Source organism: Entomomonas sp. E2T0 (assembly GCF_025985425.1).
Lineage (GTDB): Bacteria > Pseudomonadota > Gammaproteobacteria > Pseudomonadales > Pseudomonadaceae > Entomomonas.
On record NZ_CP094972.1, the window covers coordinates 760,828 to 779,959 of the forward strand.

At 36.5% G+C, this 19,132-nt stretch carries 19 protein-coding genes; 11 read left to right on the forward strand and 8 right to left on the reverse strand.

What is annotated here, in order from left to right:
* Positions 1-160: 160 nt before the first annotated feature.
* Positions 161-1,381, reverse strand: a complete 1,221-nt coding sequence (locus tag MTZ49_RS03660; protein WP_264747037.1) for a hypothetical protein — start codon at positions 1,379-1,381, stop codon at positions 161-163.
* Positions 1,382-1,389: 8 nt separating this feature from the next.
* Positions 1,390-3,549 carry a DNA helicase II gene (gene uvrD / locus MTZ49_RS03665; RefSeq protein ID WP_264747038.1) on the reverse strand — a complete coding sequence of 720 codons (2,160 nt, stop codon included), beginning with the start codon at positions 3,547-3,549 and terminating at the stop codon, positions 1,390-1,392.
* Positions 3,550-3,678: 129 nt separating this feature from the next.
* On the opposite strand from uvrD, the gene rluC reads away from it, so the two are divergent.
* The 5 genes from rluC to MTZ49_RS03690 all read left to right on the forward strand — a co-directional run bounded on the left by rluC (position 3,679) and on the right by MTZ49_RS03690 (position 6,490).
* Positions 3,679-4,647, forward strand: a complete 969-nt coding sequence (gene rluC, locus MTZ49_RS03670; protein WP_264747039.1) for a 23S rRNA pseudouridine(955/2504/2580) synthase RluC — start codon at positions 3,679-3,681, stop codon at positions 4,645-4,647.
* Positions 4,634-5,287, forward strand: coding sequence for an HAD-IA family hydrolase (locus MTZ49_RS03675; protein ID WP_264747040.1), 654 nt, complete (start codon positions 4,634-4,636; stop codon positions 5,285-5,287). Before rluC ends, MTZ49_RS03675 begins: the two co-directional genes overlap by 14 nt.
* 170 nt (positions 5,288-5,457) lie before the next feature.
* A complete protein-coding gene (locus MTZ49_RS03680; RefSeq protein ID WP_264747041.1) occupies positions 5,458-5,697 on the forward strand; it encodes an Lpp/OprI family alanine-zipper lipoprotein in 240 nt (79 codons plus the stop codon).
* Positions 5,698-5,851: 154 nt separating this feature from the next.
* Positions 5,852-6,091 (forward strand): Lpp/OprI family alanine-zipper lipoprotein, encoded by a 240-nt coding sequence (locus tag MTZ49_RS03685; protein ID WP_264747042.1) that lies wholly within the window; start codon positions 5,852-5,854, stop codon positions 6,089-6,091.
* A 156-nt stretch (positions 6,092-6,247) separates the two neighbouring features.
* Positions 6,248-6,490: an Lpp/OprI family alanine-zipper lipoprotein gene (locus MTZ49_RS03690; protein WP_264747043.1), complete on the forward strand. Its 243-nt coding sequence runs from the start codon at positions 6,248-6,250 to the stop codon at positions 6,488-6,490.
* A gap of 40 nt (positions 6,491-6,530) precedes the next feature.
* Here the strand turns inward: MTZ49_RS03690 and scpB are convergent, their stop codons facing one another.
* Genes scpB through MTZ49_RS03710 form a run of 4 tightly spaced genes read right to left on the reverse strand, consistent with a single transcriptional unit; the run spans position 6,531 to position 9,608 of the window.
* Positions 6,531-7,286, reverse strand: coding sequence for an SMC-Scp complex subunit ScpB (gene scpB, locus MTZ49_RS03695; protein WP_264747044.1), 756 nt, complete (start codon positions 7,284-7,286; stop codon positions 6,531-6,533).
* Positions 7,273-8,109 carry a segregation and condensation protein A gene (locus tag MTZ49_RS03700; RefSeq protein ID WP_264747045.1) on the reverse strand — a complete coding sequence of 279 codons (837 nt, stop codon included), beginning with the start codon at positions 8,107-8,109 and terminating at the stop codon, positions 7,273-7,275. The genes scpB and MTZ49_RS03700 overlap by 14 nt, the downstream gene beginning before the upstream one ends.
* Before the next feature lie 2 nt (positions 8,110-8,111).
* Positions 8,112-8,732: an L-threonylcarbamoyladenylate synthase gene (locus MTZ49_RS03705; RefSeq protein ID WP_264747046.1), complete on the reverse strand. Its 621-nt coding sequence runs from the start codon at positions 8,730-8,732 to the stop codon at positions 8,112-8,114.
* Positions 8,733-8,753: 21 nt separating this feature from the next.
* Positions 8,754-9,608, reverse strand: a complete 855-nt coding sequence (locus MTZ49_RS03710; protein ID WP_264747047.1) for a PHP domain-containing protein — start codon at positions 9,606-9,608, stop codon at positions 8,754-8,756.
* An 88-nt stretch (positions 9,609-9,696) separates the two neighbouring features.
* Here MTZ49_RS03710 and MTZ49_RS03715 point away from each other — a divergent pair, with 88 nt between their 5' ends.
* The 5 genes from MTZ49_RS03715 (at position 9,697) to MTZ49_RS03735 (ending at position 13,294) form a co-directional block, all read left to right on the forward strand.
* Positions 9,697-10,290, forward strand: coding sequence for a septation protein A (locus tag MTZ49_RS03715; RefSeq protein ID WP_264747048.1), 594 nt, complete (start codon positions 9,697-9,699; stop codon positions 10,288-10,290).
* Between the two features lie 2 nt (positions 10,291-10,292).
* A complete protein-coding gene (locus MTZ49_RS03720; RefSeq protein WP_264747826.1) occupies positions 10,293-10,592 on the forward strand; it encodes a YciI family protein in 300 nt (99 codons plus the stop codon).
* 9 nt (positions 10,593-10,601) lie between these two features.
* Complete coding sequence (locus MTZ49_RS03725; RefSeq protein WP_264747049.1) at positions 10,602-11,288, forward strand: response regulator transcription factor; 687 nt, start codon at positions 10,602-10,604, stop codon at positions 11,286-11,288.
* Positions 11,289-11,403: 115 nt separating this feature from the next.
* Positions 11,404-11,889, forward strand: coding sequence for a Spy/CpxP family protein refolding chaperone (locus MTZ49_RS03730; protein WP_264747050.1), 486 nt, complete (start codon positions 11,404-11,406; stop codon positions 11,887-11,889).
* Positions 11,890-11,953: 64 nt separating this feature from the next.
* Complete coding sequence (locus tag MTZ49_RS03735; protein ID WP_264747051.1) at positions 11,954-13,294, forward strand: sensor histidine kinase; 1,341 nt, start codon at positions 11,954-11,956, stop codon at positions 13,292-13,294.
* A gap of 136 nt (positions 13,295-13,430) precedes the next feature.
* Here MTZ49_RS03735 and MTZ49_RS03740 read toward each other — a convergent pair whose 3' ends face one another.
* Positions 13,431-14,630 carry an acetate/propionate family kinase gene (locus MTZ49_RS03740; RefSeq protein WP_264747052.1) on the reverse strand — a complete coding sequence of 400 codons (1,200 nt, stop codon included), beginning with the start codon at positions 14,628-14,630 and terminating at the stop codon, positions 13,431-13,433.
* Positions 14,631-15,139: 509 nt separating this feature from the next.
* Here MTZ49_RS03740 and MTZ49_RS03745 point away from each other — a divergent pair.
* Complete coding sequence (locus tag MTZ49_RS03745) at positions 15,140-16,204, forward strand: DUF2157 domain-containing protein (protein WP_264747053.1); 1,065 nt, start codon at positions 15,140-15,142, stop codon at positions 16,202-16,204.
* Between the two features lie 52 nt (positions 16,205-16,256).
* On the opposite strand, the gene polA is transcribed toward MTZ49_RS03745, so the two are convergent.
* Complete coding sequence (gene polA / locus MTZ49_RS03750; protein ID WP_264747054.1) at positions 16,257-19,049, reverse strand: DNA polymerase I; 2,793 nt, start codon at positions 19,047-19,049, stop codon at positions 16,257-16,259.
* Between the last annotated feature and the right edge of the window lie 83 nt (positions 19,050-19,132).

A 19,132-nucleotide genomic window follows, 5' to 3' on the forward strand; every position in this document is an offset into this window, starting at 1 on the left:
GCGTAAACGGGCTGCCAAGCCCGTACTATAGATTTTGCTATAGCATTTTCATTGTAAGACTAGCTAATAGGGTGAGCAAGTTTTTTATTGGATTAGGTAAAATAAAAGTGAAGATTATTTATGATTGATAAATAAAGGAAATATAAAAATAATTTTATTCTTACTTAGGTAAGTGATAGAGCATAACTGCTAATTTTACTTGTCTATTTTTATCACCATTTATATGAAACGTATAATTAAACCATGTTTCATCTTGTTTATTATCAAACCTTATATAGTTAGGATGTTCGTTGATTGAATTCCTAACCGTATTTAATACGCTAGAAAAATCCTTATTTGATACAAACATTATGATAGCAGCTTTAGAGTCTCGCCACGTAAGATAACCTAGTAGCTGAGTAATTGTATTTAAAAATCCCTTTTTTCCTGTCCAAAACTTACATTCTGCAATAAAAACATTAGTATTTTCATAACGTAGTAAAATATCTGTTTTACCCTTCTTATTAAACGTTTCCCCTGTAGTACTCCCTTGAAAATTTGGGGATAACATCATCAAAAAATGATCTCTTAAATGTTCTTCTTCTTTATCTTTATATAATGAGGGTAATCTTTCAAACTCTTTTCCAACATCATGGATTAATTTTAAAATTTCTTTATATGTTCTATTATCTAAGGTTGGTTCTGGCTCAAAATCAGTATTTTTTACTACTGGTTTTTCTACATTAATAGGTTTTCTTAACTCAGGTTTAGGAATAGTAAAAGTAGAGGATACATTATCTTTTTTCCTAATAGGGATGCCCAATGAAGAAAATCTATTCCTTAACTCAAGAATATTATTTTTTCTTTGCTCAAAATCCTTTTTTATTTCTTCTCTTAAACAAGCATTATATTCTTTAACTTTATTATTAATACCCTTAATCCGGTATTTTATTTCCTCAATTACTTTTATCCTTATTTCCTCAATTTCATTTGGACTTTTTCCTATATAATCATTAACTTCAAAACTACACTCACCCTTAAAAAACTCAACGGATATATTCATCATCCACCAATCTAAATCTGAACATCTATGCATTAATAACTCAATATTCCCACTATATGGAAGATGAAACCTTAATACATTCTGTTTACTCTTTTTTCCATCCCTCATAGAAACTTCTTTACAATCTATAGAACACTCTAGTCTATCTTCTTGTAAGCCTAGTAATTCTATATGTCCTTGACTATATTTATAAGATATATATTCTTCACTATCCACATTTAATAAGAAATCTTCTGTTTCCTCTGCTAATTCTGAAAGAATACGTCCTCGTTTTCCCATTAAAAACAATGGTAAGTATTCTGTAAATCCTGATTGTCTATTTAAAATTACTTTCATCATTAGCCTTTTTAAATAGCCTGTAACTTAGCAAACGCTAAAATCAACCATTTACTGCCTTCATTATCAAACTTTACTTGGATACGGGTATGAGCGCCTGAGCCTTCGGCATTGAGAATTACTCCCTCACCAAATACGGGGTGTAGTACACGTTGCCCTAGGCTTAAGCCTGTTGATTCTTGATTTGATGATTGTTGAGTAAATGGATGACTTACTGAGCCTGATAGTCTCACTTCTCGTAGTAAATCAGTTGGGATTTCTCTAACAAAACGGGAGATTCTATTGTAGGTTTCATTACCATGCAGTCGTCTGGTTTCAGCATAAGTTAACACGAGTTGTTGCATAGCACGGGTAATACCTACGTAGGCTAGGCGACGTTCTTCTTCTAAACGATCAATATCTTCTATATTACGTTGATGGGGGAATAGCCCTTCTTCCATACCTGTTAAAAATACTAAGGGGAATTCTAACCCTTTGGCATTATGTAAGGTCATTAGTTGTACACAGTCTTCGCCATCACCTGCTTGTTTTTCCCCTGCTTCAAGGGCTGCATGATCTAAAAATGCACCTAATGGGGTGGTGTTTTCTTCTAGTTCTCCATCATGTTCAAAAGCACTGGCTGCACTTACCAATTCTTCTAAGTTTTCTACTCTAGCTTCACCTTTATCACCCTTTTCTGCACGATGAAATTCTAATAAACCCGATTGTTTAATCACTAAATCTATTTGTTCTGATAATTTTAATGGTTCTATTTCATCGGTTAGGCGATTAATCAATAACACAAAATTATTGAGTGCTGAGCAGGCTCTAGCAGGTACACCTTTATTCGCTATAATTTCTTTAAGGGATTGCCATAAAGAGATATTTAATTCACGAGCCAGTTGCCTTACTTGTTCAATGGTTTTTTCACCAATACCACGGGTAGGTAAGTTAATAATACGCTCAAGCGCACTATCATCTTGTTTAGAACGAATAAGCCTTAAATAAGCTAAAGCGTTTTTAATTTCCGCTCGCTCGAAGAAACGTAAACCACCATAAATACGGTAGGGTATACTTTCTCGCCATAGATTTTCTTCTAATACACGGGATTGGGCATTGGAACGGTATAAAATAGCAATTTCTTGGTAGTTAAAACCTTCTCTATGGGCTTCTTGGATTCGCTCTAAAATATAACGAGCTTCATCTTGTTCATTAAAGCCTGCATATAAAGCGATTAAGTCGCCTTCATTACCTTCTGTCCAAAGCTCTTTACCTAAACGACCTTGGTTATTATCAATCAGTGCATTGGCTGCTTTTAAAATAGTATTGGTTGAACGATAGTTTTGTTCTAGGCGATAGGTTACTGCTTCTGGAAAATCATCGGTAAAGGATTGGATATTTTCAATCTTAGCGCCACGCCAACCATAGATTGATTGGTCATCATCCCCTACTACCATTAAACTTTTAGTACCTTTGGCGAGTATTTTTAACCATGCATATTGCACTGCATTGGTATCTTGAAACTCATCTACTAACACATGAGCAAAACGTTGTTGGTAGTGTTTTAGTAATTCTGGGTTATCACGCCATAAATCAAGGGCACGCAGTAACAGTTCAGCAAAATCAACTACACCTGCACGTTCACAATATTCTTCATAGGTTTGATAAACTTGCACCATAGTAGAGATATAGACATCACCAAATATTTGAATACCACTTGGTCGAATACCTTGATCTTTTTTATTGTTGATAAACCATTGTACTTCTCTGGCTTGCCAACGTTGGTCATCGATATTTAAATCTTTTAATACCCGTTTGATTAGTCGTAATTGGTCATCACTATCTAAAACTTGGAAGTTTTGAATTAGCTTTGCTTCCTGCCAATGATTGCGCAATAAACGATGTGCTAGACCATGAAAAGTACCTACCCACATGCCTTGAGTGGGTTGTTTCAATAGGCTTTCAATACGTCCGCGCATTTCAGCAGCAGCTTTATTGGTAAAAGTTACCGCTAAAATAGAAAATGGTGAGGCTTGCTCTACATGCATAAGCCATGCAATACGATGCACTAATACCCGTGTTTTACCTGAACCAGCGCCAGCCAATACTAATTGCTGACCGAGTGGTGCAGCTACCACTTGTCGTTGAGCATCATTTAGAGAGTCTATTAGAAAAGAAATATCGTCAATCATTTAGTTATTTTACCCTAGTTATGGTACTAAGATAAGAAACTTATTAATTAAAACGGTGTTTATTAGGAAAGCCTCTTCACAAACTGTTAAAATAGCTTTTTTAAATTCGCTTTATTTCAGGTAACCATTATGACAGACGCCTCAACTACTACACCTAACCAGACAGCGGTGCAGTGGTTAGAAGTATCCCCTTCTTATGCAGGGCAACGTATTGATAATTTTCTCCGCACGCAATTAAAAGGCGTTCCTAAAAGTCTTATTTATCGTATTTTACGTAAAGGGGAAGTACGGGTTAATAAAGGGCGTATTAAACCTGAGTATAAATTACAAGCTGGTGATATTGTTCGCGTTCCGCCATTACGTTTAGCTGAAAAAACAGAAAAAGAACCTTTTGCTCAACCCTTATTAGAGCGCTTAGAAGCAGCCATTGTTTATGAAGATAAAGGTTTAATTATTGTTAATAAACCAGCAGGTATTGCTGTTCATGGTGGTAGTGGAGTAAGTGCTGGAGTTATTGAGGCATTTCGCCAATTACGCCCAGAGGCCAAAGAGTTAGAGTTAGTGCATCGTTTAGACCGTGATACTTCTGGCCTACTAATGATTGCTAAAAAACGCAGTATGTTACGCCATTTACATACCCAACTAAGAGGTGATGGTGTTGATAAACGCTATCTGGCATTGGTTAGAGGTAATTGGCCTGCTGCCAAAAAGAAAGTTTCTGCGCCTTTATTAAAAAACAATCTACGCTCTGGCGAGCGCATGGTTGAAATAAATCCTGAAGGGAAAGAAGCATTAACCTTATTTAAGGTATTAAAACGTTTTGGTGATTTTGCTACATTGGTAGAAGCTAGCCCTATTACAGGCCGAACTCACCAAATTAGAGTACATGCTAAACATGCTGGTCATTCGATAGCGGGTGACCCTAAATACGGTGATGAAGAGTTTTCTAAGACTATTCGTAATCTAGGTGGTAAAAGGTTATTTTTACATGCTTATGCGCTGACTATTACCTTACCAGATAATAAGACCTTATCCGTTGAAGCGCCTGTTGAGCCTTTATGGGAAAAAACGTTGGAGCAATTAAATGGCAAAGTATAAGTTAGCTATTTTTGATTGGGATGGCACTTTGCTTGATTCCATAAACCTTATTGTTAACAGTATTCATGTAACAGCTAAAGATTTTGGATTACCTGTTTTAGATAACCAAAGCGTTAAAAATATTATTGGTCTTAGATTGGATAATGCGGTAAGTAAACTTTACCCTGAGTTATCTCCTAAACAATTAACCGAATATTTAGAAAATTACGCTAAAAACTTTGTAGAAATGGAGAAAACGACACCAAATTTGTATCCAAATGTGTTAGAAACACTACAAAAACTACAACAAAATGATTATTTATTAGCCATTGCCACAGGTAAAAGCCGTAAGGGTTTAGACCGTATTCTAGGGGCTTTAGAACTCACTAATTTTTTTGACGCAACCCGTTGTGCTGACGAAACTGCAGGCAAACCAAACCCTAAGATGCTGAATGAATTATTAGATTATTTTGGGTTAAATAATAAACAAGCGGTTATGGTAGGTGATGCTTCTTTTGATTTACAAATGGCTAATAATGCCAATATGGACAGCATAGCTGTTAGCTATGGAGCACAATCTGTAGAGGCATTAAAAAGTTACTCTCCATTAACTATTATTGATCAATTTGATGAGTTACCAAAATATTTAATTAGTCATTAGGAACTTTTTTATAAATATAGCGTTCAAATTGCAACATATAGATAGCTTATTAAAAAAAGATTAAGCTATCTTTTGGATACTATCAGTTAATTTAAACTATTTCTGATAATATAAGACTATGGCTCAAGCCATTATATAACTATGAAAAACATCTATTTAGGAGATTTACAATGAATATGATTCTTAAAGCATCTGCTCTAGCTTTAGTTGCTGTTTTAGCTGCTGGCTGTTCTAGCAACTCTGAGCGTATTGACGCTGTTGACGCAACTGCACAACAAGCTCAACAAACTGCTCAACAAGCTCAAGCTACTGCACAACAAGCTTTAAGCGCTGCTCAGCAAGCTCAACAAACTGCTGATGAAGCTAACGAACGTGCTGCTCGCATGTTAAATAAAGCTGGTCGTAAATAATTTATTTGCGAAAAGTTTAAAGCCAATCTTTTGATTGGCTTTTTTTATGGCTATAATATATGCTGCCACTTATGCTAAGTATTTGCTTGATAAAACCAAAAATAGCATAATGGTACTTTAAAATGATGTTATAAATAAAACTAGGAGATACACAATGAATACTATTCTTAAAGCATCTGCTTTAGCTTTAGTTGCTGTTTTAGCTGCTGGCTGTTCAAGCAACTCTGAACGTGTTGACGCTGTTGAAGCAACTGCACAACAAGCTCAACAAACAGCACAACAAGCTCAAGCAACTGCACAAGAAGCTTTAAGCGCTGCGCAACAAGCTCAACAAACAGCTGACGAAGCTAATGAGCGTGCTGCTCGCATGTTAAACAAAGCTGGCCGTAAATAATTTATTATTTTAGCCCGTTTTAAAAGCCGATCTTCTGATCGGCTTTTTTATTGCCTAATAAGTTATTCGAGTATGACTTTTGGATAATTGCTGATGTATAAATGAATATGACATTATTCTAAGTGTGGTAAATTTACTATTATTTAGGAGAAATTAATGAACATTATTCTTAAAGCATCTGCTCTAGCTTTAGTTGCTGTATTAGCTGCTGGTTGTTCTAGCAAAGAAGCTACTCGTTTAGATTCTGTTGAAGCAACTGCAAACCAAGCTCAATCTACAGCTCAACAAGCTCAACAAACTGCACAACAAGCATTAAGTGCTGCACAACAAGCTCAACAAACAGCTGATGAAGCTAATGAGCGTGCTGCTCGTATGTTAAACAAAGCTGGTCGTAAGTAATTACTACTGTTTTGTAAAGCCGATCAGATGATCGGCTTTTTTATTCTTCAGATTCTGTTTTGATGGATTCTGGTAGTAAATCTGAAAAATCAATTTTTACCCCTTGTTCCATTTGGTCCCATTCTTCTAGTAGATTTTTAAAGCTTTTTTCTGATTGAGGAGCTTGTTCTTCTCCATTTTCTATTGCTTCTTCGCTGGTCACTATTAAGTTTTGCTCAACTTCAACAGATAGTTCTTCGACTAAAATAGGGAATTCTTCCTGAATAGGTTTAATAGTTGAAAGCGCTGGTAATTCTTCTAGACTTTTTAAATTGAAGTAATCTAAAAAAGCTTTGGTTGTGGCTAACATTGCTGGCTTACCAGGTACATCTTTATAACCTACCACACGTATCCAATCACGCTCTTGTAAGGTTTTAATAATCTGACTATTAACAGCTACACCTCGAATATCTTCAATTTCGCCACGGGTAATAGGTTGTCGATAGGCAATTAATGCAAGGGTTTCTAATAGTGCCCTTGAGTAACGTTGCGGCTTTTCTTCCCATAGTCTACTAACCCAAGGAGCAAAATCACTACGCACTTGTAATCGATAACCAGAGGCTACCTCCTTAAGCTCATAAGCACGACCCTGACAGTTTGCAGCTAAAATCTGTAAAGCTTCATGGATCTGTGCTGTAGATGGCTTTTCTTCTTCATCAAATAACGATTCTATTCGATCGATAGTCAAGGGCTGATTATGAGCCAATAATAAGGCCTCAAGTAGCGTTGCTAACTCTAAAGGCTCATTCAGATTCATAGCTTACTGTCTCCATTGCCATCTTTGCTTTCACATGAATAGGCGCAAAAGGTTCATTTTGTATAATATCAATCAATGATTCTTTCACTAGCTCTAAAATAGCCATAAAAGTAACTACGATCCCTAGCTTACCTTCTTCTACTTGAAATAATTGAATAAAGGGCACAAATCCCTTACCTGCTATTTTTTCTAGGATAGTTGTCATTCTTTCTCTTGTAGAAAGAACTTCCCTTGAGACCTGATGTTGTTCAAACATCTCAGCCCTTTTTAATACTTCTGAGACGGTCAACAATAGCTCTTGTAAAGTAACTTCTGGCAATAGCTTTCTTGCTTTAGCTTCTGGTGCAGCTAACTGTATCTCTTTAATATCTCTATCTAAACGAGGTATTTCATCCAATCCCTCAGCAGCCACCTTGATTTGCTCATATTCCTGCAAACGTCTAATTAATTCAGCCCGAGGATCTTCTTCCTCTTCTTCTGCACTATGCAGTTTAGGCAGCAACATTCTGGACTTAATTTCTGCCAACATAGCTGCCATTAATAAATATTCTGCGGCTAATTCTAGTCGTGCTGACTTCATTAATTCCACATAACTCATATATTGACGGGTAATTTCTGCCACAGGGATATCTAAAATATCTATATTCTGCTTACGAATCAGATAAAGTAATAAATCCAATGGCCCTTCAAAGGCCTCTAAAATAACCTCAAGAGCATCTGGCGGAATATATAAATCCTGTGGAACCTCAATAACTGCCTCACCATAAACTAAGGCTAGTGGTAATTGAGGATTACTAGGGACAGATGTATTAATTATCGTCATAATTATTGGAATGGTGTAGGGTCACCTAATCCTTCCCTGATAACCTCTGGCGTATCATCTACTAAACTTATTACCGTAGAAACCTCTAAATTACCCATGCCACCATCAATAATAAGATCCACACGATTTTCTAATAAGTCCTTAATCTCATAAGGATCTGTCATAGGTTGCGATTCACCTGGCATAATTAAACTGGTGGTTAACAAAGGTTTAGTGACTTCAGCCAATAACGCTTGAGTAATAGGGAAGTTAGGTACTCTTAAGCCTATTGTACGACGTTTTGGATGCATTAACATTCTAGGCACTTCACGTGTTGCCTCTAAAATAAATGTATAAGGCCCCGGTGTATACGTTTTTAACAAGCGAAAAGCACTGGTATTAACCTTCGCATAAACACCTAAGTCAGAGAGGTCACGACAAATTAAAGTAAAATTATGTTTTTCATCCAATTGACGAATTTGTCGAATACGATCAATTCCCGCTTTATTACCAATACAACAAGCTAATGCATAAGTAGTATCTGTAGGGTAAATCACAACACCACCCCCTTCAATGATACTAGCCGCCTGTTTAATTAAACGCTGTTGTGGGTTTTCTACATGAATCTGAAAAAATTGGCTCACGAGAGTCCTCTTAATAAATAATTAGTGTAATACACCTAGCTTTTTCCAAAGTGGCGGTAAATCTTCTGGCATTGGCCGATATAGCCCTAACTCACCCCATGTATTAGGATAATGAAAGTCACTGCCAGCACTTGCAAATAATCCAAAATCTCTTGCTAGATTGGCTAGTTTACCGACCTGTTCTGCAGGCTGAAAACCATTTACTACCTCCATCGCATGACCACCTGAGGTAATAAACTCTCTTAATAAACGGCTAAGTTTAGTACGTGTCATATTATACTGGCAAGGATGAGCTAAACTAACCCACGCACCACTTTTATGTAGAATATCTACAACTGTTTCCAAGCTAGGCCAATGCTGTTTAACATCACCTATTTTCCCATTTCCTAACCATTTCTGAAAGGCTTCTTTTGTTGTATCCACATATCCTTCAGCAACCATTGCTCGAGCAAAATGGGGGCGACCAGGGCCATTATTACTAGCAAACTGCTGTTGTTGCTGGCTAATCGCTTTATCTAATAAATTAACCATTCCCTTTGCATGTAACTTTTCTGCTATTTGTTTTGCTCTTGACCACCGAGCCTCTCTTAAAAAAGCTAATAGCTCTTGCAAACGAGCATTACAAACATCAAAACCATAACCAAGTATATGAATAGTGGTGTTATTCCAAATACAAGATATCTCTATACCTTTAACAAACTCTATTCCAACAGTGTTAGCCGCAGCTATGGCTTCGGTTAAACCATCAATCGTATCATGATCGGTTAAAGATAATACCTTAACTCCCCTAGAATGTGCTCGCAATACCAGTTCTGTGGGGCTTAACGCTCCATCGGAGGCTGTACTATGACTGTGTAGATCAATGGATTGGCTCATAAAATAACTACAAAATATTTATAATCTATGAAGGAAATAGCTAAGTTTGCTATTATGCCCTTTTTAAACCACTTTGGATTGTGTTTTCGTGAAACAGTTTATAGATTTTATTCCTCTTATCCTATTTTTTATTGTATTTAAAATAGAACCTCGGCCTATAGAACTGTTTGGCTATACTTTTACGTTGGGTGGTATTTATAGTGCTACAGCGGTACTTATCATTGTTTCCATTATTGTTTATGGTGCTATTTTCTTAAAACAAAGAAAATTAGACAATGGCCAAATGATCACCCTAGCTGCCTGTTTATTATTGGGCGGTTTAACACTTGCTTTCCATAGTGAAACCTTTATAAAACTAAAAGCACCTATTGTGAATTGGATTTTTGCCTTAGCTTTCTTAGGTAGTCAATATATTGGTAAAGAACCTATTGTACAACGCTTAATGAGCAAGGCAGTTACACTGCCAGATGCTATTTGGCGAAAACTTAATATTGCTTGGGTTATTTTCTTCATTATTTGTGGTGCTGCTAATTTATTTGTTGCCTTTACTTTTGATAGTATTTGGGTAGACTTTAAAGTGTTTGGTAGTCTTGCTATGACGATTATCTTTATGATTGGTCAAGCACTATATTTATCACGTCATATTAAAGAAGAGGAACAACCCTCTAATTCGGAGGAATAATGATGCTTTATGCAATTATTGCAACAGATAAGCCTAATACTCTACAACTACGTTTAAAAGCAAGGCCTGCTCATTTAGAACGTTTAGAAAACTTAAAACAGCAAGGTCGCCTTATATTGGCTGGTCCTCATCCAGCAGTTGATAGTAATGATCCAGGTGAATGTGGATTTACAGGAAGTTTAGTTGTTGCCGAGTTTGATTCATTGGCCGCAGCACAAGATTGGGCTAATGCCGATCCCTATTGTGAAGCGGGTGTTTATGGTAATGTAGACGTTAAACCTTTTAAAAAAGTACTACCATAGTGATTACGGATGAATAATTTACTACTGATAGACGATGACGAAGAACTTTGTGAACTATTAAGCCACTGGCTCACTCAAGAAGGATTTGATGTTAGCTCTTGTCATACAACGCAAACGGGTAAAGATTATTTAGCTACACAATCTTTACCCGATGCTGTTATTCTTGATGTAATGCTTCCTGATGGTAATGGTCTAGACTTACTTAAGCTATTAAGAACCCATCACCCTGATCTCCCTGTATTAATGCTTTCAGCACGTGGTGAACCACTAGATCGTATTTTAGGACTTGAATTGGGTGCAGACGATTATCTTCCCAAACCTTGTGAACCTAGAGAGCTTACTGCTCGTTTAAAAGCTATATTAAGGCGCTCATCTAATCATAATACAGCCACACCAAGCCATATTGAGTTAGGTGATTTAAACTTTAGCCCTGTACGCGGGGTTGTTACTATTAATGAAGTAGAAACTGTTTTAACTGTTTCTGAAAGCCGTCTTTTAGAAGCGTTGATAAAGCAACCTGGCGAACCTATAGATAAGCATGAACTTACTCAAATAGCACTTGGAAGAAAACTTACTTTATACGATCGTAGTTTAGATATGCATATTAGTAACCTTCGTAAAAAACTTGGCCCTCACTCTGATGGAAGCCCTCGTATACTATCATTACGTGGTCGTGGCTATTATTACGCCACTTAATTCAGCAAAAAATCTTTACCTTCTCTTTACATACTACTGACTGTACTTGACCTTTAAATGCTTATACTGACCATAACAGAAACAGCAACCTTGTTGAAAGGTTAGGAGAATTAAGATGCGTAAATATATTCCAGCTTTATTACTTACAGCAGCTATCCCTGCATTAGCAATTGCAGCGCCACATGGTACTGGTTATGGTCACGGAAACCCCGATGCAGGCTATGGACATGGTAATGGCCCTTGTGCTCGTGGTGATTTTGGCCCTGGACATAATGGATATGGCAAACATAGTGGATTTCATCGTGGAGGTATGAATAACCTATCACCAGAACAACGTGACAAAATGCAAGATATGATGAGAAAGCAGGCAAAAGCACGTTGGGAAATTAAACAAAAATACTATAATAAACTATCTGAAACAGATAGAAAGGCGATGGCAGATGAGTTACAAAAGTCACGCGAAGAAACTCGTAAACAAATACGTGCCACAATGACTCCAGAGCAACAAAAAAACTTTGATGAAAGACAAAAATGGCAAGATGAACGTATGAAAGAATGGCAAGAGTTCCAAGCATGGAAAGCTAGTAAAGCAGGTAAATAATTTTCTGTTCCATTAGTAAATGCCCACCTATAATGTGGGCATTTATGTTTCGAAGGTAACTTTTGTGCGCTCATTTTTCTGGCGAATCTTTTTAAGCTTTTGGTTAGCTATCACTATAACTGTTAGCTTAACTATATTATTCAGTCACTTTTTTAACCAAGATACTTGGATATTAAATCGTTTACCTATTGTTAAAAATGTAGCACAGCAATGGGTAGATCATTATGAAAATGAAGGCATTGAGTCAGCTAGAAAATTTCTACAACAGCACCAAAGCAAATATCGAGTTGATATACAAATCTTAACAGAATCTGGAACAACCTTAGTAACACCACGTCATCACCGAATGATGAGAGGTAATGGTAATTTTACTCATAACTCGCCTAATCCTCCAGGGCCTATGCCACAATGGCGACAAATAACCCTAGAATACACCAGTACAAAAACGGGTAATAGTTATCTATTTATTTACAGAATACCTAACAGTGAACTAAATGCTTGGCAGCGCGAAAGCATATGGCGCCCTGTAAGTGGTATTACCATTACTCTTATTGTACTGACTATTTTTAGTATCTTACTAACTTTATCAATCACAAGACCCTTAAAAAAATTAAGGGGAGCAGTGCATGACTTAGGTCGTACAGAGTATCAAAAAAATAGTTTGACTAATTTAGCTAATCGTAAAGATGAATTTGGTTTACTGGCTAAAGATTTCAGTTTGATGGGCGAACACTTGCAAGCTTTAATTGATAGTCAGCGCCAATTGCTTCGTGATGTATCTCACGAGTTACGATCACCTTTAACACGTCTAAAAATTACTACTGCTCTTTTAGAACGTGCGAACGATGAAGATAGAGAAAAACTTTCTAATCGATTATCCCTTGAATGTGATCGCCTAGAGTCTCTTATTAGTGAAATACTAACTCTTGCTAGATTAGATAGTGTACCAGGCAATAAAACGGCTATTCCTCTAGCCCCTTTATTAAGGAAACTACAAGAAGATGCCAAAATTACTGCACCTGATCAAAAAATTAAACTTAATATACCTGAAACAATTACCATCAATGGTTGGGAAGATCGCGTAGAACGTGCCTTAGATAATCTAATACGTAATGCGTTACGATTTAATCCAACTGACAAACCCATTGAAATAACTGCACAACAAAAAGATAATAAAATACATATAGTGATTAGGGATTATGGTATAGGTGTTACTGAAGAGCATCTTACTCAATTAAGTAAACCCTTCTATAGAGTACCAGGACAAACCTCGCAAGGTTATGGTTTAGGGTTAGCTATTAGTCGTCGAGCAATAGAAAGCCATAATGGGCAAATAGTATTTAGCAATCATTCTGAAGGCGGCTTTCTTGTGGAAATTATTTTACCCATTGATTCAAATGAATAAGTAATAGTTAACTCTGCATCTAACGAATGTAAGACTTGCGCACATTCTCATGCAATAGAGTCTTCATTAGCAATACCCACGATAAGATCTTTCTTACCTTTTAGTAAAAAAGATCTGCTGCATTTGAATTCATTGATTATAATCCCTGATAAATACGCCATGCATGTTTTGCTATCATTTTTTCTTCGTCTGTAGGAATAACTAAAGCTAATGTTTCACTATCATTAGCCGTAATTTTAAAATTATTATTTTGATTGGCTTGTTGATCTAATTTAAAACCAAATAAAGAGTTAAGTTGGTTTATCACTTGCTCACGCAAACTAGCATCTTTTTCACCAATACCCGCAGTAAATACGAGAGCATCTAGCCCACCTAAGCTAACTGCTAATTGAGCTATATTTTGTGCGATATGTAATGCATAGTAATCAATCGCTAACTTTGCTCTTTTTTCTTTACTAGCCTTTAAGGTACGCATATCACTGCTCACCCCAGAAATACCTAATAATCCCGATTGCTTATAAACTAACTTTTCAATATCCTTGGTAGTTTTGCCTTCATTTAATAAATGAATGATTACACCTGCGTCTAAAGAGCCTGTCCGTGTTGCCATTGGCAAACCATCGAGGGCACTAAAACTAGTGGTTACTTCAACGCTTTTACCCTGATGTATCGCACATAAACCACTACCATTACCAAGATGAGCAATAACTATCTTTTTATTAGCCACTTCTGGTAATTTCTGTTGTAAACATTGACTGATATATTCAAAGGAAAGACCATGAAAACCATAGCGTTTAATGCCCTGCTCATACATCTCATAAGGTAACGCGAATAGCTCATGCAACAGATCACGCCCCACATGAAAAGCCGTATCAAAACAAGCTACTTGTGGTATTTCTGGCTTTTTATCCAACAATAATTGCATAGCAACCAGATTATAAGGTTGATGTAATGGTGCTAAAGATGTTAATTTTTCTAACTCTTGCAAAACCTGTCTATTAACTAATACAGGTTGAATAAAATGGCTACCTCCATGTACCACTCTATGTCCCATTAAACTGGGTTCTTTACCTTCTAAAATTTCAATAAAGATTTTATAAATAAAATGAAAGGCGTCTGGTAAATTACCAATTTGCCCAATACTGTAATGCTGTTCCGCTAATATCTTACCTGCTGTATCCTTTATTTGAATACGCGGTTGAGTAGCTATGCCATCCAATTTTCCTCGAATAAGCAGTTTTGGCTCTTGCCCTTTGCGCCCAGCAAATAAACCTATTTTAATACTCGAAGAACCCGCATTGACTGTAAGAATTAATTCCCCTTGATAATCAATCATAATAAATCCTGTCTATATCAATTAATCTTCAGTGTTTAGCATACACTAATTTATTAATAGCATGATCAGAAACCAGAGGACTGCCTAATATACCACCTGTAATCTGTTCTCTTTTGGACATCATAACTAATGAAAACTCTTTTTATAAAAAAGTCTAATTCATAAGGCTCATTAATATTTTTCTATTTTAAGCTACTTTGGGGATAAATTGTCGGTTTTCATTCTTATATATATGCCCAAGGTAATGCAACTTTAAAAGAACGAGGTGATATGTTAAAAAAGCACCAACACTATATAGATACAAACATAGCCCTCTGGTTAGAACATAAACAAAAGCTCCAAGAAAAAATTCAACGCTATGAAATACTTTGTATGGAGTTAATAACAGAATAACTAACAATAAGAACTGACATAAATAATTAAAACAAAATATAACTTTACTTTTCAATTTAATAACAACATAGTTATGATAAATTTATCATGACATCCTCTGTAAGAAGAACGTTACTATGCAAGTTAAAAAATCTCAATTAGATGCTGCCGCTAAACAAGGGGTGTTATCTGATAACCAAGTTGAACAACTATGGTTATTTTTGAAAGATCAGAATAAAGATCTACCCAGCTTTCAGATGACTCATATCCTTTATTATCTTGGAGGAATGATCGCCATTGGGGCCATGTCATTATTTATGACCTTAGGCTGGGAAAACTTTGGTGGTTTTGGTTTATTTGCTATCTGTGTTGTATATGCAGTACTTGGAATTACTTTAACAGAATTATTATTACGCCGTTATCAGCTAGCCATTCCTGCGGGTATCTTAGCTACGCTAGTGGTGGTTTTAGTTCCCTTAGCTGTTTATGGATTACAATCCGCCCTAGGCTACTGGGATAGTTATACTCATTACCGTGACTATCATCGTTTCATTGATTGGCGTTGGATGATTATGGAATTAGCTACCCTTGCTATTGGAGTGTTTATGGTATATCGCTATCGTTTACCATTCTTAGTTATGCCTGTAGCAGTTACCTTATGGTATATGAGCATGGATTTAACCCCCATGATGCTAGAAATATTTGGTTGGTTTGAAAGAGATGGCTACTACAGAAGTTATTGGGAATTAAAACAAACTATATCCCTTTGGTTTGGCTTATGGATGATCGCTGTTGCCTTTATCGTAGACATTAAAAATAAGACCCATAAAGATTTTGCTTTTTGGTTGTACCTAGGCGGAGTATTAACTTTCTGGGGAGCTTTAAGCTCAATGAGCTCTGATAGTGAGCTTAATAAATTCCTTTATTGCTGTATTAATCTAGCCATGATTTTAGTGGGCGCTACTTTGGCCAGAAGAGTATTTGTTATATTTGGTGGTTTTGGTGTAGCTTTTTATCTAGGACATCTTTCTTATAATGTATTTAAAGACAGTATGTTATTCCCTTTTGCCTTAACATTAATAGGTCTATTTATTATAGGTATTGGTATTTATTGGCAACGTCATGAAAAACAGATTAATAACTGCTTACAACAATTTTTACCAAACTCACTAAGAGAGTTAATTATTAATAGAAATAACTAATGTAAGGCGAGCTATTTTTCCTAGCTCGCCTTATAAATACATACATGAGCAATTAATGAGCTTCATCCCAGTTATTACCAATCCCTACATCCACTACTAAAGGCACCGCTAACTCAGCAGCTTCTGCCATTATTAGTTTTATCTTATCTGATACTTGTTGCAATTGATCTTCTTGCACCTCTAATACCAATTCATCATGTACTTGCAGAATTACTTTGGCATCTACTTTATCTTGTTGCAACCAAGCATCTACTTTAACCATCGCACGCTTAATAATATCTGCAGCGGTTCCTTGCATTGGGGCATTAATAGCTGTGCGCTCTGCACCACGGCGTACATTTGCATTACCTGCTTTAATATCAGGTAGATATAAGCGACGATCAAATAACGTTTCTACATAACCTTTTTCAGCAGCAGCTTCACGGGTACGCTCCATATAAGCTAGCACACCAGGGTATTTAGTAAAATATTTATCAATATATTCTTGGGCTTCTTTGCGGTCTACACCTATTTGTTTAGCCAAACCAAAAGCACTCATACCATAAATAAGACCAAAATTAATGGCTTTAGCTTTACGGCGTTGGTCGCTTGTTACATCCGCCACTGATACACCAAACACTTCCGCAGCAGTTGCTCTATGTACATCTAACCCTTGCTTAAAGGCATCCAATAAGCCCTTATCTTGAGCTAAATGTGCCATTATTCTTAATTCAATTTGTGAATAATCCGCCGCCAATAGTTTATAACCTTTAGGAGCAATAAATGCTTGCCTAATGCGCCGCCCTTCTGGAGTGCGAATAGGAATATTTTGTAAGTTAGGATCACTGGAAGATAATCGGCCAGTGGCTGTTACAGCTTGATGATAAGAGGTATGTATGCGACCTGTTCTAGGATTAATCTGCTCAGGTAAACGATCAGTATAGGTAGACTTCAATTTACTTAAAGTACGGTATTCCATCAAAACTTCTGGTAGTTCATAACCTTGTAAAGCAAGTTCTGCTAATACAGCTTCCGCTGTTGAAGGTTGCCCTTTAGCTGTTTTACTAATAATCGGCAATCCTAACTTAGTATAAAGTATCTCTCCCAATTGCTTAGGAGAACTCATATTAAAATTCTGTCCTGCCAATTCAAAAGCCTTATTTTCCAAGGCTACCATTTTTTCGCCTAATTCTTGACTTTGGCTAGCCAATAACTTCCCATCAACCAATGCACCATTGCGCTCAATACGCGCTAATACTGGTACTAACGGCATTTCAATTTCTGTTAATACTTTAGCTTGGCTAGGTTCTTGTTGCAGTTTATTCCATAATACTTGATGTAGTCTTAAGGTAATGTCTGCATCTTCTGCAGCATAAGGTACTGCTTGCTCTAAACTTACTTGATTAAAAGTTAATTGTTTAGCTCCTTTGCCTGCAACCTCTTCAAAAGAAATAGTAGTTTCATCTAAGTAGGTTTGTGCCAAGGTATCCATATCATGTCTTGAGGCAGTAGAGTCTAATACATATGACTCAAGCATGGTATCAAACTTAACACCTTGTACATCAATACCATAATGACTAAGCACATTCATGTCATACTTAGCATGCTGTCCTACTTTAGCTATATTGGCATTTTCTAAAATAGGTTTTAATGCAGCTAATACCTTATCACGTGCTAATTGTTGTGGTGCGCCCATATAATCGTGAGCTACAGGAATATATACCGCTTCATAAGGTTTTACGGCAAACGATAAGCCTACTAATTCTGCTTGTTGTGCATCAATACTAGTAGTTTCAGTATCAAAGGCTATTAGTTCTGCTTTCTGTAATTTTACTAACCAATTATCAAAATCTTGCTGTTCAAGAATCATTTGATAATTACGAGTAGTAGATTGTGGTTCTGATTGTGGTGGCTCTGCTTTAATTTCTTCCCCACCACCAAACATATCATTTTGCATAGGCTGTACTATTGGTGCAGGCTGTTTTGGTGCTTTACGCAATAGAACATCTAACCATTGCCTAAACTCTAACTTTTTATAGAGTTCTATTAAGGTAGCATCGTCTTCTTCTTTGCGTTGTAACTCTTCTATATTAACGTCTAACTCAACATCCGTTTTAATAGTGGCCAATTGATAAGAAAGATAAGCCATATCCTTATGTTCTTCTAATTTAGCAGGCAGTGATTTAGCACCACGAATAGGCAAAGTGGGTACTTTATCTAAATTAGCATAAATAATATCTAAACCACCCTGCAAACCTTGAATAAGCCCTACCGCTGTTTTTTCACCAACACTTGGTACACCTGGGATATTATCCGATTTATCACCCATTAATGCTAAGAAATCAATAATTAACTTAGGCTCTACCCCAAACTTATCAATTACACCTTGTGGATCAAGGGTTGAACCTGTCATGGTATTGACAAGTGTAATCTTATCATTTACTAACTGCGCCATATCTTTATCACCCGTAGAAATCACTACAGGCCTACCTGTTTTGGCAGTTTCTAAGGCAAGTGTACCTATAACATCATCCGCTTCAACTCTATCAACACATAACAATGGAAAGCCCATTGCTTTGACACTTTCATGTAATGGCTCAATTTGTACCCGTAAATCATCAGGCATTGGTGGACGGTGAGCTTTATAATCAGCATATAACTCATCTCTAAAACTACCCCCTTTAGCATCAAACACAACAGCTATTGGACTATTAGGATATTGCTTAACTAAGCTTTTTAGCATATTCAGCACTCCCTTAACCGCCCCTGTAGGGATACCAGCAGAAGTCGTTAATGGTGGTAATGCATGATAAGCACGATAAAGATAAGAAGAACCATCCACCAAAACAAGAGGAGTTTGCGACATAAAATAACCTTTGAACTATTATTTTAAAATATGAATTTAGTGCGTATTATAGATGATATTTTCACCATCGTTGGTTATAAATA